The sequence below is a fragment of the Bordetella sp. BOR01 genome (assembly GCF_019218885.1).
In the GTDB taxonomy this organism is placed as follows: Bacteria; Pseudomonadota; Gammaproteobacteria; order Burkholderiales; family Burkholderiaceae_B; genus Bordetella_A.
On the sequence record NZ_JAHUWT010000001.1, the window covers coordinates 327,137 to 344,362 of the forward strand.

Sequence of the window (17,226 nt, forward strand, 5' to 3'; positions counted from 1 at the left end):
AATTGCAAGTTTTATATTGATTAATGCATGGCACGCATCAATTTCGATCTGCAGGAATTACAGGCCTTCGTGGCGGTGGCCGAACGCGCCAGTTTTCGCGCTGCCGCCGAAGACCTGCATTTGTCGCAGCCGGCACTTAGCCGGCGCATCGAGAAACTGGAAAACCTGCTGGGTGCGCGCCTGCTCGAGCGCACCACCCGCCGGGTGGCGCTGACCCACGTGGGCCGTGTGTTCCTGGAGCGCTCGCGGGTCGCGCTGGATGAACTGGAAAACGCCATCCTGGGCGCCGAAGACCTGGCGGCGCAGCTTAGCGGGCTGGTCACGGTGGCTTGCGTGCCATCGGCCGCCTACTATTTCCTGCCTTCGGTGCTAAGCGAATTCGCCGCGCGCCACCCACGCATCAGGGTACGTGTCATCGACGAAGGCGCCAATGCCGTGCTCAATGCGGTGACGTCCGGGCGTGCCGATTTCGGCATCAATTTCATCGGCACCCAGGATGCCGAGGTCGATTTTCGCGCCATTTTCAAAGAAAGCTTCGTGCTGGCCGTGCGCAGCGACCATCCGCTGGCCAGCCGCAAAACCGCCACGTGGGACGAACTCGCCGGCCAGCGGTTCATGACGGTGGCCAAGGAAAGCGGCAACCGCCTGCTGATCGACGTGGCCCTGGCCAAGGCCGGCAAGCGCGCCATGAGCGCATTCGAGGTCAGCCACATCCTGACGCTGCTGGGCATGGTCGAGGCGGGCCTGGGCGTTGCCGCGGTACCGCAGTTGGCCCTGCCGCTCACCACCCACCCCACGCTGGTGGGCGTGCCCCTGGCCAAGCCGCGCGTCAGCCGCACGCTGGGGCTGATCGTGCGGCATGGCCGGGCGCTTCCGCCGGCTGCGCGGGTACTGTATACGCTGCTGAAAGACGCCGGGCGGGCTGCGCGGGGCTGATGCCTGGCCCGCGGGCCAGGCAGGCCCATTCACTCGACAGGGTCCAGCCAGGGCCGCAGGAATTCCATGAAGGCCCGCGTCTTGGCCGGCAGTACCGGCGACGGAAATATCGCGAACACCGGCAGGGGGTCGGTGCTCCATCCCGGCAAGATGCGTTGCAGGGTGTTGCGGTCGATGATGGGCGCCAGCGCCCGGCAGTTGGGCAGCCGCGTAATGCCCAGCCCCAGCCCCGACAGGGTGCCCATCACGCTGATGTTATTGCCGGCAATGGCGCCATGCACTGCCACGCGCTCGGAACGCTCGCCATTGCGCAGCATCCAGAATGAATGCTCGCGGTCGATGGTGGTGCGCAGGCACTCATGGCCCGCCAGGTCGGCCGGCTGCTGCGGCTTGCCGTGCGCCTGCAGATAATCGGCCGAGGCATACAGGTAGCTGTCCAGCGTGGTGATCTCTTGCACCGAAGGGTCATCCGTCGCGGGCTCGGCACCCAATTGTTCGTGGCCGAACCGCAGCGCCATATCGAACGGCCCGCCTTGCGAATTTTCGGCCGGATTGAGGCCGAGGTCGAATTCGCATTCCAGGTCCGGGTAGCGTTCAGTGAATGCTTTCAGGGCTTCCGGCAGCAGCCAGATGGCCATGCTGTACGGAATGGAGATGCTCAGTCGTCCCTGGGGGCGGGCCGACATCGCCAGCAACTGTTCGTGCGCCAGGCGGGCCTCGTCCACCAGCCCCTGGCAGCGGCGCAGATAGGCCGCGCCCGCATTGGTGAGCTCCAGCCGCCGCGTATTCCGATTGATCAACCGCAGGCCGATGGCCTGCTCCAGCTGGCCTATGCGCCGCGACAGGGTCGAGGTGGGCATGGACAGGGCGCGCGCGGCCAGGCTGAAGCTCTTGCGGCGTGCCACTTCGACGAACAGCGCAATATCGTTCAACTGGATGGGATGGGATTCCATAGATATTCCGAATGAGCCGCCCGAGTTTACCTGCTGCCGGCCTGCGCGCCGGGCCCCCTTGCGGGCGGCGCTCAGTATAAATATGGAAAAACATGACAGATTTGTTTGCAAAATGGGCGATCGCGAATGCGTTGACTTCCCACATATCCCATACACTGGAGCCCTTGTTTTTACCCATAATCAAATAGACCGTCGCAGTCCCTTCGCGAACCGGCCCAGCGCATGAGTGACCCGCATTACTTGTTCACGGTACTGACGCCCACCTATAACCGGGCTGCCACCCTGTACCGTGTTTATGAATCCCTACGTCGGCAGACCTGTCGCAATTTCGAATGGCTGGTCGTCGATGACGGCTCGACAGACCGCACGCACGAGGCGGTGCTGGCCTGGCAGGCGCATGCGGGATTCCCCATTCGCTATATCTGGCAAAAGAACCAGCACAAGAAAACCGCGTTCAATCGCGGCGTGCGCGAAGCCCATGGCGAATTCGTGGTAACGCTGGACAGCGATGACGAAATCCCGCCGCAGGCGCTGCAGATCTTGCAAGAAGGCTGGGAAGCCATCCCTGCCGATCGGCGCGAGAACTATGTGGGCGTCACCGGCTTGTGCGCCCGGCCCGATGGCTCGGTCGTGGGCGACCGCTTTCCGCAGGATGTCGTCGACACCTCGGCGGTCGAGATGTATTTCCGCCACCGCATCAAGGGCGAGAAATTCGGCAGCATGCGCACGGACGTGCTGCGCCGCTTCCCATTTCCCGAAGATGTCGAGGGCTTCGTGCCCGAAAGCCTGATCTGGTGGGCCATGGCGCGCGCCGGCTATCAGAACCGCTGCATCAACCAGGTGGTACGCATCTACCATCCCAGCGCCGACGGCCTGAGCCGCGGCGCGGTATCGGTGCGCAATAACGCCCAGGGCCTGTACCTGTTGGCCTGGGACATCCTCGAGCACCACATGGACTGGTTCCGGTACCGGCCCAAGGGATTCCTGATGGCGGCAGCGCGCTATACGCGGTTTCGCCTGGATCTCGAGCATTCCGGCCTGCCCACTGCGGTGCAGGCTTACCGCTTGACCCCGCCCTCTGCGCGGGCGCTGGTGGCCGTCATGTGGCCGCTGGGCTATGCGCTGTACTGGCGCGATCGCCGGCGCGGCCTGACCTAGCGGCCCGGCCCGGCCCGGTACGCGGCAGGCGGCTGCATTGGGGCCTTAGAACTGCAGTTGTGCAGAAAAGGCCAGGCTGCGCGGGGCGCCCAGGTAATAGCTGTTCAGCCAGTAACTGCGGTCGGTGACGTTGTTCATCGTCAGCCGTAGCGAAAGCGGGCGGCCGTTCAGCTTGGTGGCATAGCGCAGGCCCAGGTCCAGCGTGGTGTACGACGGCAGCCGGCTGGTGTTGGTGTTGTTGGCCCACTGCTTGCCCACGTAGTAGATCCCCGCGGTGGTGCTCAGGCCGGGGGCGAACGGCAAGGCGTATTCGGTATACAGCTTGGCCACGGTCTTGGGCACATTCATGGGGGCGTTGCCGCTGCTGTCTCCGCCATGCACCTTGGCCGCCAGCAGCGTCACGCCGCCCACCACCGTCCAGGCCGGCGTCACCTTGCCGAAGGCGGTTGCCTCGAAGCCACGGTGGCGCTGCGTGCCGTCCTGCGTATAGACATTCGCTGAATTGGTGTACTCGTAGGCTTTCTCGATGTCGAACAGCGCGCCGGTCAGCAGCACGCCGCCCAGTTCGGCCTTGATGCCGATTTCTTTCTGCTTGCTGACCATGGGCGGCATGATGGCCAGGCTGTTGGCGGCCTCCAGCGGCGCGAAGCCGCCTTGTTCCAGGCCTTCGATGTATGTAGCGTACGTCGTCAGCCAGGGGCGCGGCTTGTAGATCAGCGATACGTTGGGCGAGTTGCGCGACTGGTCGTAGTCCGGCTGCGTCGGGTTGCCGTCGGGATCGCGGCCAAGGCTCTGGATGCGGCTGTGGTTGATGCCCACCAGCGCCGACCACTGCTCATTGAAGGTGATCAGGTCGCCGATCATGAAGTTGTCATTGCTCACCCGGCCCGCGTAGTACATCGAGCCCTCGGGCACGGGGGGCCAGGCGGGTTCGGGCACATGGGTCGGCGAGCCAAAGCCGTATGGGCCCTGGTAGCCGGTGTTGGGGCTGTAGCTCGTGCTCCACTCGCGATCGGTGTAGCCGTAGTACCCGGCGGTGATCTTGTGGCCCACCGGGCCGGTGTCGAACGACAGGTCGGCCAGCGCCTGCCAGGCCTCGGATTCGGTGCGGGTCGGGCCCGAATGGATGCGGATCTGGTAGTACTCGGTCGGCGAGCGCACCGAGTTCATGGTGTGGTCCTGCTTGGGCCTGTCCTGGTAGTCGCGCAGGTGCGCGGCGCGCAAGGTCAGGTGGTCGTTGGCCTGGTAGACCAGCTTGGCACCGTACTTGCGGCTTTCGATCTCGTCCTCGATCCAGGGCTGGCTCCAGTTCTTGCTGGCATCCGGTGCCTTGATGCGCGGCACGCCCTCGCGAAACGTCCAGTACGCCGAGGGTGCGGTCGTCTTGTAATCGCTGTAGGACGCGTTCAGTTCGAGCTTGAGGCGTTCGGTGATGCGCCAATCCAGGGCCAGGCTGGCCAGGCTGCGGTCGATCTTCTGGTCGTCTACCGCTGTATCGCCGTACTGCCGGACCACGTTCAGGCGGTATCCGAAGCGGCCGGCATCGTCGATCGGCCCGCCGAAGTCGCCATGCACGTAATACTGGCTGCCGCCGTAATTGCCGAGCGTTACGCTATTGAACCGCTCGGCCGTGGGGCGCTTATTCACGTAGTTGATCATGCCGCCGGGCGAGGCGGCACCGAACAGGAAGCCGGACAGGCCGCTCAGCACCTCGACGCGTTCCTTGTCTTCCAGCGATGTTGCGAATCCGTATGAGCGGCGCAAGCCTTCTTCGGCCCGGTCGTAGCTGTTGAAGCCGCGAATCTTCACCATCGGTGCCCAGCCGGTGATCTGCGGCGTTTGCGAAACTGTCGTGGGGTTGATGCGATAGACATCGTCGGGGGACTGGGCCTGGGTGTTCGCGATCAGGTCGCGCGACACCACCGTCAAGGAATAGGGCGCATCTTGCAGCGCCATGCTGCCCAAGGGCCCCAACGACGAGACCGTACGGGCCAGGTAGCCGTCTTCGGCGCTGCCTTCATTCTGGATGGCATCCTGCCATGCCCGCACCTGCACAGCGGGCAAGGTCGCCACTGGCGTACCGTCACCTGCGGAAGGCGGCGCCGGCCGCAGCGAGTAGGCGCCGTTGGGCAGCGCCACGGCCCGCACGCCGGTGCCCGCCAGCAGTACCGCGAGCGCTTCGCGCACGGTATAGCGCCCGCTCAGCCCGTTGGTCGTGCGCCCCGCGACCAGGGACGCGTCATACGAAAACGTGACTTGCGCGGCACGGGCCAGCGCTTCGATCGCGGTATCCAGCCGGCCTGCCGGGATCGAGAAATCGCGCGCTTGCTGCGGCACGGACGTGGCCTGCGAGGTCGTTTGCGCCGTGACGCAGGCTACCGGGGCAAGGCTGGCCATGACGGCCAGGGCGGGCAGGGTCAGGGGCGACGGCGAGATCCGCAGCACGCAGCGCAGCAGCGCGTGCGCGGGCCAGGCAGGGGGGGCGGCAGAAAGGCGAACAGGCATGGTGTGTTCCGACTCGAGAAAGGCGAAGCCCTGGGTTAAGGCGTCTTCCTATCTACTGACGAACGAGATTCCCAATCCCTTCACTTTGGCTGCATACGAGAGCGCGCACGGTTTCAACCGGGCTTGGACCGCACGATGGTCAGCAGCCGGGTATAGCGGGCGATGGCGATCGGCTGCGTCAGTGCCAGGGTTTCCAGGGCCTTGTCCACATCGTTGGTATGGAATACGCCCGACACCCGCAGGCCGGCCACCTGCTCGTCGCACCAGATATGGCCATGCTGGTAGCGCTGTAGCTCGCGCAGCAGGTCGGCCAGCCGCAGGTCATTGCCGGCGACCACGTCGCGCGTCCAGGCGTCGGCGGCGAAGCCCGGCGAGGGGGCCGGTGCATCGCGGGCGGCCGACATCCAGCGGCTTTCCCCGGCGTTGACAACCCCGCCCGTCGCGCCCGAATCCGGATGCAGCGCCACGGCGCCTTCTTGTACGCTGACACGCACCTGCCCGGCTTCGAGGCGCACCACGAAACGCGTGCCCAGCGCCTGCAAGCGGCCCACCGATGTCTGTACCCAGAACGGGCGCCTGGCGCCCGCGCCGGTATCGGCGCCGGTGGTGATCATGATTTCGCCGCGGGTGACGCGGATCCAGCGCTGCTCGCCCGACAGGGTCGCGTTGGCGGCGCTATCGGTGTTCAGTTCCAGCAGGGTACCGTCGGCCAACTGCCAACGGCGGCGTTCGCCCACGCCGGTGCTGAAATCCGCGGTCATGCGCTGCCACGGCGCATAGCGGTAGGTGGTCCAACCCGCGCCCAACAGGATGCCGCCGCACGACAGGGCGCCCAGCACCGCGCGGCGCTGCAGCCGATGGCCGCGCTTGCGCTCGTCATGCAGCGCCTGCGCGGCGTTCAAGGTGTTCAGCGCCAGGGCTGGCGGCAGGCCGCCTAGGTCGCCGCGCACCTGCACCACGCGCTGCCAGGCCACCGCATGCTGCGGATTCTCGTCCAGCCATGCGGCAAATGCCTGGCGCATCCGGGGCGATGCCTGCGGCCCCGCGAGCTTGATCGACCAGGCAATGGCTGCGTCGACCACCTCGCCGGCAAGCCGTTCCCGGCCCGCTGCCAGCGGGGGCGCAACATGACTGCCGTTCATGGCCGGCGCGCCGTTGCCGGCCGAGGCCAGGCGTGCAGGCTCATTCGAACCTCAGGGCATAGCAGGCCCGCAGCACTTTGGCGACATAGCGCTCGGCGGTCGTGAGCGATATGTCGAGTCGCTTGGCGATCTCCGGGCAGCTTAGTCCCTCCAGCTGATTCCACAGGAACGCGCTGCGCACTGCGGGCGGAAACGCATCCAGGATCTTGTCGATTGCCGCCAGGGTTTCCAGGATGATCTGCTGGCTTTCGACGGAAGGGGTTTGTGGTCCGGGCATGGCGGCCAGGGTGTCCAGCCAGGCTTTTTCCAGTTCCCGGCGGCGCCAATGGTCGATGACCATGCGGCGCGCCATGGTCGACAGGAAGGCGCGCGGCTCGGCGGCGCGTATTGGCTGGCGGCGCGCCAGCAGCCGGGCAAAGACGTCATGCGCCAGGTCGGCGGCGTCGGCCGAATTGCCCAATGCACGGCGCAGCCGCCCCTGCAGCCAGCCATGATGGCTGCTGTACAGGGTTTCCACTTCCTTGTGGACGGCGAATTCTGCGGCTTCCAAACAGGCACCCTCGGTATGCGGCCAGGCCCGGGCAGGCAAATTCTGATCGCGGGCCTATTTGCAAACGATTCTTATTATTGCAAATGCGGTGCAAGCATAGGGGAAACTGTCTGATCCGTAAAGAGGCAGGGCTGAGGCGCCCTGCGCTAGCGGTGGCTAGCGATGGCCGTGCCCGTCGGGCGAGGCATCGTCATCGTCATCGTCTTCATCGTCGTCTTCCTCGTCCGGCAGCGGCTCGTCGCCCAGCGCGAAGGGCAGTACATCGGCCAGTTCGTCGGACCAGGCGGTTTCTTCGCCGGTCTGGTCCAGCTTGACGAAGCGTTCGCCTTCGGCCAGGGTGATCTGCACGGCCCACAAGTACAGGCAATCGTAGGTGTCGTCGTCGGCGGGATCCAGGCCGCCGCGGTTGCCCAGCAGGCGCGCCTGCGGACCGCCCATCTGTACATGGGGCTGGTCGTCGTCTTTGGCGGCCGGGGCCAGCGGCACGCCGAAGGTGACCCATTCGGTGCCTTCTTCGCCCAGCAGTACCTCGGCCAGCACAGGCTTGCCCAGGTAGGCGCTGAGGGCGTCGGCGGTCTTGGCCAGCATGTCCAGCTCTTGGGAACTGAAATGCGTCAACGAGGCCGGTGGCGTGGCGGAAGCAGACATGGAAATTCCTGGTAAGTCGCGGCGCGGGCCGCGAAACACGATGCAAATACCGCCATTGTCGCGCGTTTCCCGCGATCTTTCCTGGCCGCGGCCGGGCCGGGGCGCTAATATCGCGGCTTTGCTTTACCCCCCTTCGCTGCCATGCCCGATGCCGTACCCGCGCCGTCTTCGCGCCACATGCTGCTTCCGCTGACGGCGGTTCTGATCTGGTCGCTGAACATGGTGGTGACCAAGATGGCGGCCAGCGTGATCGAGCCGGCCGTCATCGGCTTTTACCGCTGGGTGCTGGCGGCGCTGCTGCTGACGCCCTTTGCCTTGCCCCGCGTGCTGCGGCATCGCCGCGCCATTGCGCCCCACCTGGGCAAGCTGGCGGTGCTGGGCGCGCTGGGCACGGCCCTGTACCAGGGCCTGACTTATGTGGCCGCGGCCAGCACCACTGCCACCAACATGGGCATCATTACCGCCATGGTGCCGCTGCTGACCATCATCCTGGTCAGCCTGTTGCTGCGCGAGCGTCCCGCGTCCACGGCGGTGCTGGGCGGCGCGCTGTCGCTGGCCGGCCTGGGCGTGCTGCTGGGCGAGGGCGATCCGACGCGCCTGCTGGCCGTGGGCGGCAATCCCGGCGACGCGCTGATGGGGCTGGCCGCGCTGGCCTACGCCATGTATGGCGTATTGCTGCGCCGCTGGCCGATGCCCATCGGCGTGTGGCAGTCTTTATACATACAGGTGCTGTTCGGCATTGCCCTGCAATTGCCCTCGTTCCTGCTGGCACCCGCCTCGCCGCTGAATGCCGGCAATATCCCGCTGGTGCTGTACGCCGGAATTTTTCCATCGCTGTTCGCGCCTTATCTGTGGATGCAGGGTGTGCGCTACCTGGGCCCCAACCGCGCCAGCATCTTCCTGAACCTGATGCCGGTGGCCACGGTTGCCATCGCCGCCGCGATGCTGGGCGAAGTGCCGCATGCCTATCACCTGGCGGGCGGCCTGATGGCGCTGGCCGGCGTCAGCCTGGCGCAATGGCGCCCGCGCGGCGCGCCCCGGGCCGCCTGAGCGGTTCCGGCCTACAATCATTGCTTCCTTCCGACCAGTTTTCCTGCATACGAGTCCATGGCCCAATACGTCTACACCATGAATCGCGTCGGCAAGATCGTGCCGCCCAAGCGGCAGATCCTGCGCGACATTTCGCTTTCGTTTTTTCCTGGCGCCAAGATCGGCGTGCTGGGCCTGAATGGCTCGGGCAAGTCGACGCTGCTCAAGATCATGGCCGGCGTCGACAAGGAAATCGAAGGCGAAGCCGTGCCCATGCCGGGCCTGAACATCGGCTACCTGCCGCAAGAACCCCAGCTCGATCCCGGCCACACTGTGCGCCAGGCAGTCGAAGAGGGACTGGGCGCGGTGGTGCAGGCCAAGAAGCGCCTGGACGAGGTCTATGCCGAGTACGCCGAGCCCGATGCCGATTTCGACGCACTGGCCGCCGAACAGGCCGAGCTTGAAGCGGTCATCGCCGCGGCGGCCTCCAGCGGGGCCGACGACATCGAGCACCAGATGGAAATCGCCGCCGATGCGCTGCGCCTGCCGCCCTGGGATGCCACGGTCGGCAATCTGTCGGGCGGTGAAAAGCGCCGCGTGGCGCTGTGCCGCCTGCTGCTGTCCAAGCCCGACATGCTGTTGCTGGACGAACCCACCAACCACCTCGATGCCGAAAGCGTCGAATGGCTGGAACAGTTCCTGCACAAGTTCCCCGGCACGGTAGTGGGCGTTACCCACGACCGCTACTTCCTGGACAACGCGGCCGAATGGATTCTCGAACTGGACCGCGGACACGGCATTCCCTGGAAGGGCAACTACAGTTCGTGGCTCGAGCAAAAAGACGCGCGCCTCAAGCAAGAAGAAGCCTCTGAATCGGCGCGCCAGAAGACCATCAAGAAAGAACTCGAATGGGTGCGCCAGAATCCCAAGGGTCGCCAGGCCAAGGCGAAGGCGCGCCTGTCGCGTTTTGAAGAACTGTCTTCCTACGAATACCAGAAGCGCAATGAAACCCAGGAAATCTTCATTCCCGTGGGCGAGCGCCTGGGCAATGAGGTCATCGAATTCAACAACGTCAGCAAGGCCTATGGCGATCGCCTGCTGATCGACGATCTCAGCTTCAAGGTGCCGCCGGGCGCCATCGTGGGCATCATCGGGGCCAACGGTGCCGGTAAGTCGACGTTGTTTCGCATGATCGCCGGCCGCGAGCAGCCCGATTCGGGCAGCGTCTCGCTGGGCCAGACCGTGAACCTGGCGTTTGTCGACCAGTCGCGCGATTCGCTGCAAGACGCCAAGACCGTCTTCGACGCGGTGGCCGACGGCGCCGACGTGCTTACCGTGGGCAAGTTCGAGATGCCGTCGCGTGCCTACCTGGGCCGCTTCAATTTCAAGGGCGCCGACCAGAACAAGATCGTCGGCCAGCTCTCGGGTGGCGAACGCGGCCGGCTGCATCTGGCCAAGACGCTGATCGCCGGCGGCAACGTGCTGCTGCTCGACGAACCGTCCAACGACCTCGACGTGGAAACCCTGCGCGCGCTCGAAGACGCCTTGCTGGAATTTCCCGGCAGCGTCATGGTCATCAGCCACGACCGCTGGTTCCTGGACCGCATCGCCACGCACATCCTGGCCTTCGAAGGCGATTCGCAAGTGGTGTTCTTCGACGGCAACTACCAAGAGTACGAAGCCGACAAGAAGCGCCGCCTGGGCGAAGAGGGCGCCAAGCCTCGCCGCCTGCGCTATAAAGCCCTGAAATAAGCGAGGCTCTCATGCTGCTGCAAGCTGCCGATTCCACCTTGCTGATCGTCGATATGCAAGAGCGCCTGTTGCCCGCCATCGCGCAGGGCGCGGAACTGGCGGATACGGCGGGCAAGCTGGCGCAGGGCGCGCGCCTGCTGGATGTGCCGGTGGTGGCCACCGAACACAACAGCGGCGCGCTCGGGCCCACCATCGAATCGCTGCGGGGCTCGGTGCAGGCGGTTTTCCAGAAGCGGCATTTCTCGGCGGTGCGCGAGCCGGGCTTCGATGCCTGGCTGCCGCCTGCGCGGCGCACGGTATTGGTGGTGGGCTGGGAAGCCCATGTATGCGTGCTGCAAACCATCGTGGGCTTGCTCGAATTGAACTACCGTGCCGTGCTGGTGTCTGATGCGGTAGGATCGCGACGGCCTTCCGACCAACATGCGGGCATGCGGCGCATCCGTGCCGCGGGCGCCACAGTGGTCACGGCCGAAATGGTTTTATTCGAATGGATGGAAAGCTGCGACCATCCCCACTTTCGCGACGTGTTACGTTTGGTGAAATAAGCCGCGTGTTGGGCAACATCTGCCTGCGCTGCCCTGTGCCCGGCCTACCCATGGATACAATTTATGGGCATCCCTAACAGCTCAATGCGACGCTTTTTGCGATTCTGAAGGTTCAAGAGTCTGTGGGGGACGCCGTAGTGCCTGATTGTCTGGCCTAGTCTGATTCCAGCGCGCTGTCCCGGGCACAACAATAGGAGCCTCATCATGATGAAAATTGGAACTCTCTCGAAAGTCGGCATGGCTGTCATCCTGTCCGCATCCATGGCAGGATGCTCGTCCTGGGACAGCATGAGCCGCCGTCAGAAAACCACCGTGGGTGGCGCCGCTGCCGGCGGCGTGGCCGGCGCGGTGATCAGCGGCGGCGGCATCCTGGGCACGGTGGGGGGTGCAGCCTTGGGCGGCATCATTGGCGACCAGGTCGGCAAGTAGGTCCGCGCCAGCCTCAGGGCCGAAGGCCCGAGCCCGGTATCCGCCGGCTCGGGCCTTTTCATTTGCATGCGATGCGTGCTGCCTAGCTGCCATTGGTGACCTGGATAATCCTGGAAACCAGCTCGGCCGTATTCTTGGCGTTGAGCTTGCGCATCAGCCGGCCGCGGTGAACCTCGACAGTGCGGTGCGAAATTCCAAGCTCGGACGCGGTTTCCTTGCAGGTCAGGCCGTTGACGATGAACCCCGCGATTTCCTGTTCGCGCGGCGTAAGCGAGGCCGTCTTGCTGGGCGGGCGATGCTGGATGCGGTCGAAATTCCAGATCATCAGATTGAATGGATCTTGCGGGGTCAGCGTAACGCCGCGCGCCCTGGCCCAGAAAATCTCTTTGTTGTGATGCTGCATGAAGCGCTCGTCTTCATACGTGGTGTCGTGGCGCAACGCCTTGAGACAGCGTTCGCCGATTTCGTAATAGTCGGCACTGCACGGATATAGCTTCAGGATCAGTTCGCCCGTCAGCGCTTCGACGGAATAGCCGAACAGGGATGCAAAGGCCTTGTTACAGCGCAATATGCGCCGATGCTCGGTCATGATCAGCGGCGAGGGCGATTCCCGGAACGCCAGTTCTTCCAGTTGGGTTTCTGTCATATGCGTAAAACTACGTATGTGAGTACGTGTGTGCACTTATAGACGTACGTATGAAGAGTGCTCATCATATGCCAAAGAACGATCCCCCTGGAGGAGCATCATGCACAAGCACACCGTCTCGCTTGTCGGTAGCGGGCACACCAAATTCGGCCGGCTCGACGCCCTCGATCTGGAAGACCTTATCGTTTCCGCCGCGCGCGAGGCGCTCGACGACGCGGCCGTGCCCGCCAGCGGGGTCGACGCGGTATTCCTTGGCCATTTCAATTCCGGCATGGTGAGCGATGGCTTTGCATCGTCATTGATCCACCAGGCCTCGCCCGATTTGCGCTTCACGCCGGCCACGCGTTGCGAAAATGCCTGCGCCTCCGGCGCGGCGGCGATTGCCGCCGGCGTGGCGGCCATCCAGGCCGGGCAGGCCGACGTCGTACTCGTGGTCGGCGCCGAGAAAATGACGCACAACAACACCGCCGATGTCACACGGGCGCTGGCGGGCGCCGGCTACCAGAAAGATCCGCAAGAAGCCGCGCTGAGCTTCCCGCAGGTATTCGCCCTGGCTGCCCAGCAATACACCCAGCGCTACCAGGATCCGCTCGCGGCCATGGCGGCCATTGCATCCAAGAACCACGCCAACGCCTTGCGCAATCCGCTGGCGCACATGCACCGGGCGCTCGATGCCGACGCCTGCAACACCGTGTCCGAACGCAATCCCCTGATAGCGCCGCCGCTGCGCCTTACAGATTGCTCGCTGGTCACCGATGGCGCGGCTGCAGTCGTGCTTGCCAGCGCCGAACGGGCGCGCGATTTCCGGCGCGAGGTGGCCTTGCGCAGCATGGTGCACGTCAGCGACCTGCTGCCCATGGCCTCGCGCGATTTCCTGGCTTTCGAGGGGCCGCGCAAGGCCATCGGCGATGCCCTGGGCCGTGCGGGCATCCAGCTCAACGACCTGGACTTCGCCGAAGTGCACGATTGCTTCACCATCGCCGAACTGCTTATTTATGAAGCCATGGGGCTGGCGCCCGCCGGGCAGGGCCACCGCGTGCTGGATGACGGTACCGTGATGCGCGGGGGCGCGCTGCCCGTGAACCTGTCGGGCGGCCTGAAGGCCAAAGGCCACCCCGTGGGCGCAACCGGCGTGTCCATGCATGCCATGGCGTTTCGCCAGCTCACCGGCCAGGCCGGCGATATGCAACTCGACGGCCCTGCGCTGGGCCTGGTGTTCAATATGGGCGGGGCCGCGGTCGCCAATTACGCATCCATACTCGAAGCAAGGCGGGGGTAGCCATGAATGTTGCCAATTGGCTTCATGCGCGCGCCTTGCAGACGCCGGCCGCGCCGGCCCTGTATGCGGGGGCCGAATGCCGCGCCGATTACCGTGCGTTTGCCGCCGGCGCCGCGGCATTGTCTGCGGCCATGGCGGCAGACTACGGCGTGCGTGCGGGCGACCGTGTCGCCCTGTACATGCCCAACCGCATCGAGTACCTGTACGCCATGTACGCCGCCTGGTGGGTCGGCGCGGTGGTGGTGCCCATCAATCACAAGCTGCACGTGAAAGAAGCGGCCTGGATCGCCGCCGATGCCGAAGCGTCATTGCTTATCACCGATGCTGGTAACGCGTTCGACACGGCCATGCTGCCCCAGGGCTGCCGCGAGCTGGGCGTGGACACCGCTCCATTCACGACGGCCGTGCGCAATCCGGGCGATTTCGCCGCGCCATTGCCCGCCGCGCCGGACGCGCTGGCATGGCTGTTCTATACATCGGGCACCACGGGCCGGCCCAAGGGCGTCATGCTCAGCCACGGCAACCTGATGGCCATGGCGCTGTGCTACCCGTATGACGTCGATAGCGTGTCGGCCAGCGATGCCTGGCTGTATGCGGCGCCCATGTCGCATGGCGCGGGGCTGTACAACTTCATGTTCGTGCGCGCCGGCGCGCGCCATGTCGTGCCGGCCTCCAGGGGATTCGATAGCGCCGAGATCTTCGGCCTGGCCCGCCAACTGGGCAACCTCTGCCTGTTCGCCGCGCCCACCATGATCAAGCGCATGGTCAGGGATGCCTCGCGGCCTGTCGCGGGCCTGCGCACCATCGTGTGTGGCGGCGCACCCATGTATGCCGCCGACATGGTGCAGGCGCTCGACGTGCTCGGCCCGGTGCTGGCACAGATCTACGGCCAGGGCGAAAGCCCCATGACCATCACCGCCATGCGCAAGGAGGCCGTTGCCGACCGTAGGCAGCCTCAGTGGGAAGCGCGCATTGCCTCGGTGGGTACCGCGCAGTCCTGCATGGAAGTGCGGGTGGTCGACGCCGCGTTCAACGACGTGCCCGCGGGCACCTGCGGCGAGGTCGTGACGCGCGGCCCGGCTGTCATGAGCGGGTACTGGCGCAACCCGGACGCCACCCGCCAGACCCTGGTCGATGGCTGGCTGCGCACCGGCGATATCGGTTTCCTGGGCACCGATGGTTTCCTGACGCTTACCGATCGCTCCAAGGACGTGATCATTTCCGGCGGCACCAATATCTACCCCCGCGAGGTCGAGGAAGTCGTTGCCAGCCACCCCGGCGTGTTCGAGGTGGCGGTGGTTGGCGCACCGCACCCGGAATGGGGCGAAGAAGTGGTGGCTTTCGTGGTGGTCCGGCCAGGTGGCCAGGTGCCTGACGGGGCGGCACTGGAAGCCTGGTGCCGTGCCGAGATGGCCTCGTTCAAGAAGCCGCGGCGCTACGTATTTTGCGCCGAGCTGCCCAAGAATAGCTACGGAAAGATACTGAAGACCGAATTGCGAGAGCTGGCAAGGCCGGGCGGCGCTCCGGCGGTTTAGGGCTACCGCCAGCCTTGGCGAAAAAGGCCCTGGCCAGCAGTTGCTGGCCAGGGCCCTTTTCTTTGCAGAGCGCCGCGGTCAGGCTTCTTTTTGCGGCATCTCGATCTTGACTTCCAGCACTTCAAGGGTGTCCTGGCGTTCCAGGTGCACCTTGATGTCGTCGGGGTTGATGTTCACGTACTTGGAGATGACGGCCACCAGTTCTTGCTGCAACTGGGGCAGGTAATCGGGCGATGCGCCACGGCCGGAGCGCTCATGCGCCAGAATGATTTGCAGGCGTTCCTTGGCGACAACCGCCGAGGTTTTCTTCTGGCCGAGCAGAAACGACAGGAAGGACATTGCTTACTTCCCTCCGAACAGGCGTTTGAGCAGGCTGGGCTTCTCGTAATCGGCGAATCGCAGCGGTTTTTCTTCACCCAGGTAGCGGGCCACCACGTCTTTGTAGGCTTCGGCTACGTCGGTATCGCGCAGATGGATTGCCGGCAGGCCCTGGTTCGAAGCTTGCAGCACCGATTCGGATTCGGGAATTACGCCGATCAGCTTGATGCGCAGGATGTCTTCGATGTCGGTCAGCGACAGCATTTCGCCGTCGTTGACCCGCTTGGGGTTGTAGCGGGTCAGCAGCAGGAATTCTTTGACAGGCTCTTCGGCTTCGATGGCGCGGCGCGACTTGGCGGCCAGGATGCCCAGGATGCGGTCGGAATCGCGCACCGACGAGACTTCGGGGTTGGTAACCACCAGCGCGTCGTCGGCGAAGTAGGCGGCCATCAGGGCCCCCGTTTCAATGCCGGCGGGCGAATCGCAGACGATGTACTCGAAGTCCATTTCCTTCAGGTCTTCGAGTACCTTGCCCACGCCTTCCTGGGTCAGGGCGTCTTTGTCGCGCGTTTGCGAAGCGGGCAGGATGAACAGGTTCTCGAGCTGCTTGTCCTTGATCAGCGCCTGCTTGAGCGAGGCTTCGCCCTGGATCACGTTGACAAAGTCATACACGACGCGACGTTCGCAGCCCATGATGAGATCCAGGTTGCGCAGGCCGACGTCGAAGTCGATGACGGCAGTCTTGTGGCCGCGCATGGCCAGGCCGGCAGAAAAGCTGGCGCTGCTGGTCGTCTTGCCAACCCCGCCCTTGCCGGAAGTCACCACAACTATACGTGTCATGACCATTTAACCCTTATGTTCGAATAAATCGCGTTATCGTAAAGCAAAAAGCCCGTGTAAGGCTTCTTACAAGATGTAGACATGGTGCCGGCCCGCATGCGCCGGCTTATTTTTTCAAGGCCTCGATGCGCAGCGTCTCGCCATCCAGGTGCACCAGCGCGGGCTGGTTGTGCAGCGACTTGTCGAGCTTGTCTTCCACGACCCGGTAAACACCTGCCACCGCCAGTAGTTCGGCATCGAGCTGGGTGGTGAAGATACGGGCCGAGGTATCGCCGCGCGCACCCGCCATGGCCTTGCCTCGCAGGGGGCCATAGACGTGCACATTGCCGTCGGCAATGACTTCGGCGCCCTGGCTGACCATGCCGATGACCACCAGGTCGGTGTGGCGTGCGTACACGCGTTGCCCCGAGCGCAGCGGCTTGGTGATGACCAGGGCCGAGGCCTGGGCCAGTGCCGCCGGTGCCGGATCGGCCGGGGCCGCCTCGGCCGGCGCGGCGGTGGCCGGGTCGGTCGGCTCGGCCGGGGCGGCGCTATCGTCGGCCGCTGGGGCGCCGGTTTCCAGCGCGACGGCGGGCACGGCCGGCACCGGGGTGGCCGCGTCGTTGGGTGGCGCCGTTTCAATCGTGGGGGCCGGGCGCGCCGTGGGCGTGGACAATTCCACCGGCGCCAGGCCGGCAGCCTGGGCCGCATGCAGGTTGGCGCCTTCGGCCACCACGCCTATGGGAGGCAGGTTGTGGGCGCGCAGCGCCGCCAACAGGGCGGGCCAGTCGATGGGGTCGTCGACCCGGCTGGCGTCGACGACCACGGGTTCGTTCTCGAAGAAGCTGCCGGCGTCGGCCATGCGCTGGTCCAGGGCGGCGGTCAGGCGGGCCAGGTCGGCGCTGTGCAGAACCACGCGTATGGCATACAGCGTGGCACTCTTGAAATCCAGGGCTAGGGAGTCAGTGGTCATGGTCGGAAA

17 protein-coding genes are annotated in these 17,226 nt (G+C 65.0%); 8 read left to right on the top strand and 9 right to left on the bottom strand.

Going from position 1 to position 17,226, the window contains the following annotated elements; translation table 11 throughout:
- Positions 1-27: 27 nt before the first annotated feature.
- Positions 28-936 (top strand): LysR family transcriptional regulator, encoded by a 909-nt coding sequence (locus KW845_RS01505; RefSeq protein WP_218367415.1) that lies wholly within the window; start codon positions 28-30, stop codon positions 934-936.
- A gap of 29 nt (positions 937-965) precedes the next feature.
- Here the strand turns inward: KW845_RS01505 and KW845_RS01510 are convergent, their stop codons facing one another.
- Positions 966-1,889 carry a LysR family transcriptional regulator gene (locus tag KW845_RS01510; RefSeq protein WP_218367416.1) on the bottom strand — a complete coding sequence of 308 codons (924 nt, stop codon included), beginning with the start codon at positions 1,887-1,889 and terminating at the stop codon, positions 966-968.
- Positions 1,890-2,111: 222 nt separating this feature from the next.
- Here KW845_RS01510 and KW845_RS01515 point away from each other — a divergent pair, with 222 nt between their 5' ends.
- Positions 2,112-3,047, top strand: coding sequence for a glycosyltransferase family 2 protein (locus KW845_RS01515; RefSeq protein ID WP_218367417.1), 936 nt, complete (start codon positions 2,112-2,114; stop codon positions 3,045-3,047).
- 45 nt (positions 3,048-3,092) lie between these two features.
- On the opposite strand, the gene KW845_RS01520 is transcribed toward KW845_RS01515, so the two are convergent.
- From KW845_RS01520 to KW845_RS01535, 4 genes are all read right to left on the bottom strand, one after another.
- Complete coding sequence (locus KW845_RS01520; RefSeq protein ID WP_218367418.1) at positions 3,093-5,552, bottom strand: TonB-dependent receptor; 2,460 nt, start codon at positions 5,550-5,552, stop codon at positions 3,093-3,095.
- 113 nt (positions 5,553-5,665) lie between these two features.
- Entirely contained in the window at positions 5,666-6,694 is a 1,029-nt protein-coding gene (locus tag KW845_RS01525; protein WP_218367419.1) for a FecR domain-containing protein, read from the bottom strand.
- Between the two features lie 40 nt (positions 6,695-6,734).
- On the bottom strand, positions 6,735-7,244 hold the full coding sequence (locus KW845_RS01530; protein ID WP_218367420.1) for a sigma-70 family RNA polymerase sigma factor: 510 nt from the start codon (positions 7,242-7,244) through the stop codon (positions 6,735-6,737).
- A gap of 156 nt (positions 7,245-7,400) precedes the next feature.
- The gene (locus tag KW845_RS01535; protein ID WP_218367421.1) at positions 7,401-7,892 is read right to left on the bottom strand and encodes a hypothetical protein; all 492 of its coding nucleotides are present in this window, start codon (positions 7,890-7,892) and stop codon (positions 7,401-7,403) included.
- A gap of 141 nt (positions 7,893-8,033) precedes the next feature.
- Here KW845_RS01535 and KW845_RS01540 point away from each other — a divergent pair, with 141 nt between their 5' ends.
- The 4 genes from KW845_RS01540 to KW845_RS01555 all read left to right on the top strand — a co-directional run bounded on the left by KW845_RS01540 (position 8,034) and on the right by KW845_RS01555 (position 11,647).
- The gene (locus tag KW845_RS01540) at positions 8,034-8,942 is read left to right on the top strand and encodes a DMT family transporter (RefSeq protein ID WP_255592316.1); all 909 of its coding nucleotides are present in this window, start codon (positions 8,034-8,036) and stop codon (positions 8,940-8,942) included.
- A 57-nt stretch (positions 8,943-8,999) separates the two neighbouring features.
- On the top strand, positions 9,000-10,673 hold the full coding sequence (gene ettA, locus KW845_RS01545) for an energy-dependent translational throttle protein EttA (RefSeq protein WP_218367422.1): 1,674 nt from the start codon (positions 9,000-9,002) through the stop codon (positions 10,671-10,673).
- An 11-nt stretch (positions 10,674-10,684) separates the two neighbouring features.
- Positions 10,685-11,218: an isochorismatase family protein gene (locus KW845_RS01550; RefSeq protein ID WP_218367423.1), complete on the top strand. Its 534-nt coding sequence runs from the start codon at positions 10,685-10,687 to the stop codon at positions 11,216-11,218.
- A gap of 207 nt (positions 11,219-11,425) precedes the next feature.
- Positions 11,426-11,647 carry a glycine zipper 2TM domain-containing protein gene (locus KW845_RS01555; protein WP_218368585.1) on the top strand — a complete coding sequence of 74 codons (222 nt, stop codon included), beginning with the start codon at positions 11,426-11,428 and terminating at the stop codon, positions 11,645-11,647.
- Positions 11,648-11,729: 82 nt separating this feature from the next.
- Here KW845_RS01555 and KW845_RS01560 read toward each other — a convergent pair whose 3' ends face one another.
- Positions 11,730-12,293, bottom strand: coding sequence for a LuxR C-terminal-related transcriptional regulator (locus KW845_RS01560; protein ID WP_218367424.1), 564 nt, complete (start codon positions 12,291-12,293; stop codon positions 11,730-11,732).
- A gap of 100 nt (positions 12,294-12,393) precedes the next feature.
- Between KW845_RS01560 and KW845_RS01565 the strand changes: the two genes are divergently transcribed.
- On the top strand, positions 12,394-13,572 hold the full coding sequence (locus KW845_RS01565; protein WP_218367425.1) for a thiolase domain-containing protein: 1,179 nt from the start codon (positions 12,394-12,396) through the stop codon (positions 13,570-13,572).
- 2 nt (positions 13,573-13,574) lie between these two features.
- Entirely contained in the window at positions 13,575-15,107 is a 1,533-nt protein-coding gene (locus tag KW845_RS01570) for a class I adenylate-forming enzyme family protein (protein ID WP_218367426.1), read from the top strand.
- 78 nt (positions 15,108-15,185) lie between these two features.
- On the opposite strand, the gene minE is transcribed toward KW845_RS01570, so the two are convergent.
- The 3 genes from minE to minC form a co-directional block, all read right to left on the bottom strand.
- On the bottom strand, positions 15,186-15,446 hold the full coding sequence (minE, locus tag KW845_RS01575; protein ID WP_012247903.1) for a cell division topological specificity factor MinE: 261 nt from the start codon (positions 15,444-15,446) through the stop codon (positions 15,186-15,188).
- Positions 15,447-15,449: 3 nt separating this feature from the next.
- Positions 15,450-16,265: a septum site-determining protein MinD gene (gene minD / locus KW845_RS01580; RefSeq protein WP_218367427.1), complete on the bottom strand. Its 816-nt coding sequence runs from the start codon at positions 16,263-16,265 to the stop codon at positions 15,450-15,452.
- Between the two features lie 106 nt (positions 16,266-16,371).
- The gene (minC, locus tag KW845_RS01585) at positions 16,372-17,217 is read right to left on the bottom strand and encodes a septum site-determining protein MinC (RefSeq protein WP_218367428.1); all 846 of its coding nucleotides are present in this window, start codon (positions 17,215-17,217) and stop codon (positions 16,372-16,374) included.
- Between the last annotated feature and the right edge of the window lie 9 nt (positions 17,218-17,226).

Excerpts from the sequence above, each read along its gene's own strand:
- KW845_RS01550 (WP_218367423.1), top strand. The coding sequence starts at position 10,685 with ATGCTGCTGCAAGCTGCCGATTCCACCTTGCTGATCGTCGATATGCAA.
- KW845_RS01525 (WP_218367419.1), bottom strand. The coding sequence starts at position 6,694 with ATGAACGGCAGTCATGTTGCGCCCCCGCTGGCAGCGGGCCGGGAACGG.
- minD (WP_218367427.1), bottom strand. The coding sequence starts at position 16,265 with ATGACACGTATAGTTGTGGTGACTTCCGGCAAGGGCGGGGTTGGCAAG.
- KW845_RS01540 (WP_255592316.1), top strand. The coding sequence starts at position 8,034 with ATGCCCGATGCCGTACCCGCGCCGTCTTCGCGCCACATGCTGCTTCCG.
- KW845_RS01570 (WP_218367426.1), top strand. The coding sequence starts at position 13,575 with ATGAATGTTGCCAATTGGCTTCATGCGCGCGCCTTGCAGACGCCGGCC.
- minC (WP_218367428.1), bottom strand. The coding sequence starts at position 17,217 with ATGACCACTGACTCCCTAGCCCTGGATTTCAAGAGTGCCACGCTGTAT.
- KW845_RS01505 (WP_218367415.1), top strand. The coding sequence starts at position 28 with ATGGCACGCATCAATTTCGATCTGCAGGAATTACAGGCCTTCGTGGCG.
- KW845_RS01520 (WP_218367418.1), bottom strand. The coding sequence starts at position 5,552 with ATGCCTGTTCGCCTTTCTGCCGCCCCCCCTGCCTGGCCCGCGCACGCG.
- KW845_RS01515 (WP_218367417.1), top strand. The coding sequence starts at position 2,112 with ATGAGTGACCCGCATTACTTGTTCACGGTACTGACGCCCACCTATAAC.
- ettA (WP_218367422.1), top strand. The coding sequence starts at position 9,000 with ATGGCCCAATACGTCTACACCATGAATCGCGTCGGCAAGATCGTGCCG.
- KW845_RS01535 (WP_218367421.1), bottom strand. The coding sequence starts at position 7,892 with ATGTCTGCTTCCGCCACGCCACCGGCCTCGTTGACGCATTTCAGTTCC.
- KW845_RS01565 (WP_218367425.1), top strand. The coding sequence starts at position 12,394 with ATGCACAAGCACACCGTCTCGCTTGTCGGTAGCGGGCACACCAAATTC.
- KW845_RS01555 (WP_218368585.1), top strand. The coding sequence starts at position 11,426 with ATGAAAATTGGAACTCTCTCGAAAGTCGGCATGGCTGTCATCCTGTCC.
- KW845_RS01560 (WP_218367424.1), bottom strand. The coding sequence starts at position 12,293 with ATGACAGAAACCCAACTGGAAGAACTGGCGTTCCGGGAATCGCCCTCG.
- KW845_RS01510 (WP_218367416.1), bottom strand. The coding sequence starts at position 1,889 with ATGGAATCCCATCCCATCCAGTTGAACGATATTGCGCTGTTCGTCGAA.
- minE (WP_012247903.1), bottom strand. The coding sequence starts at position 15,446 with ATGTCCTTCCTGTCGTTTCTGCTCGGCCAGAAGAAAACCTCGGCGGTT.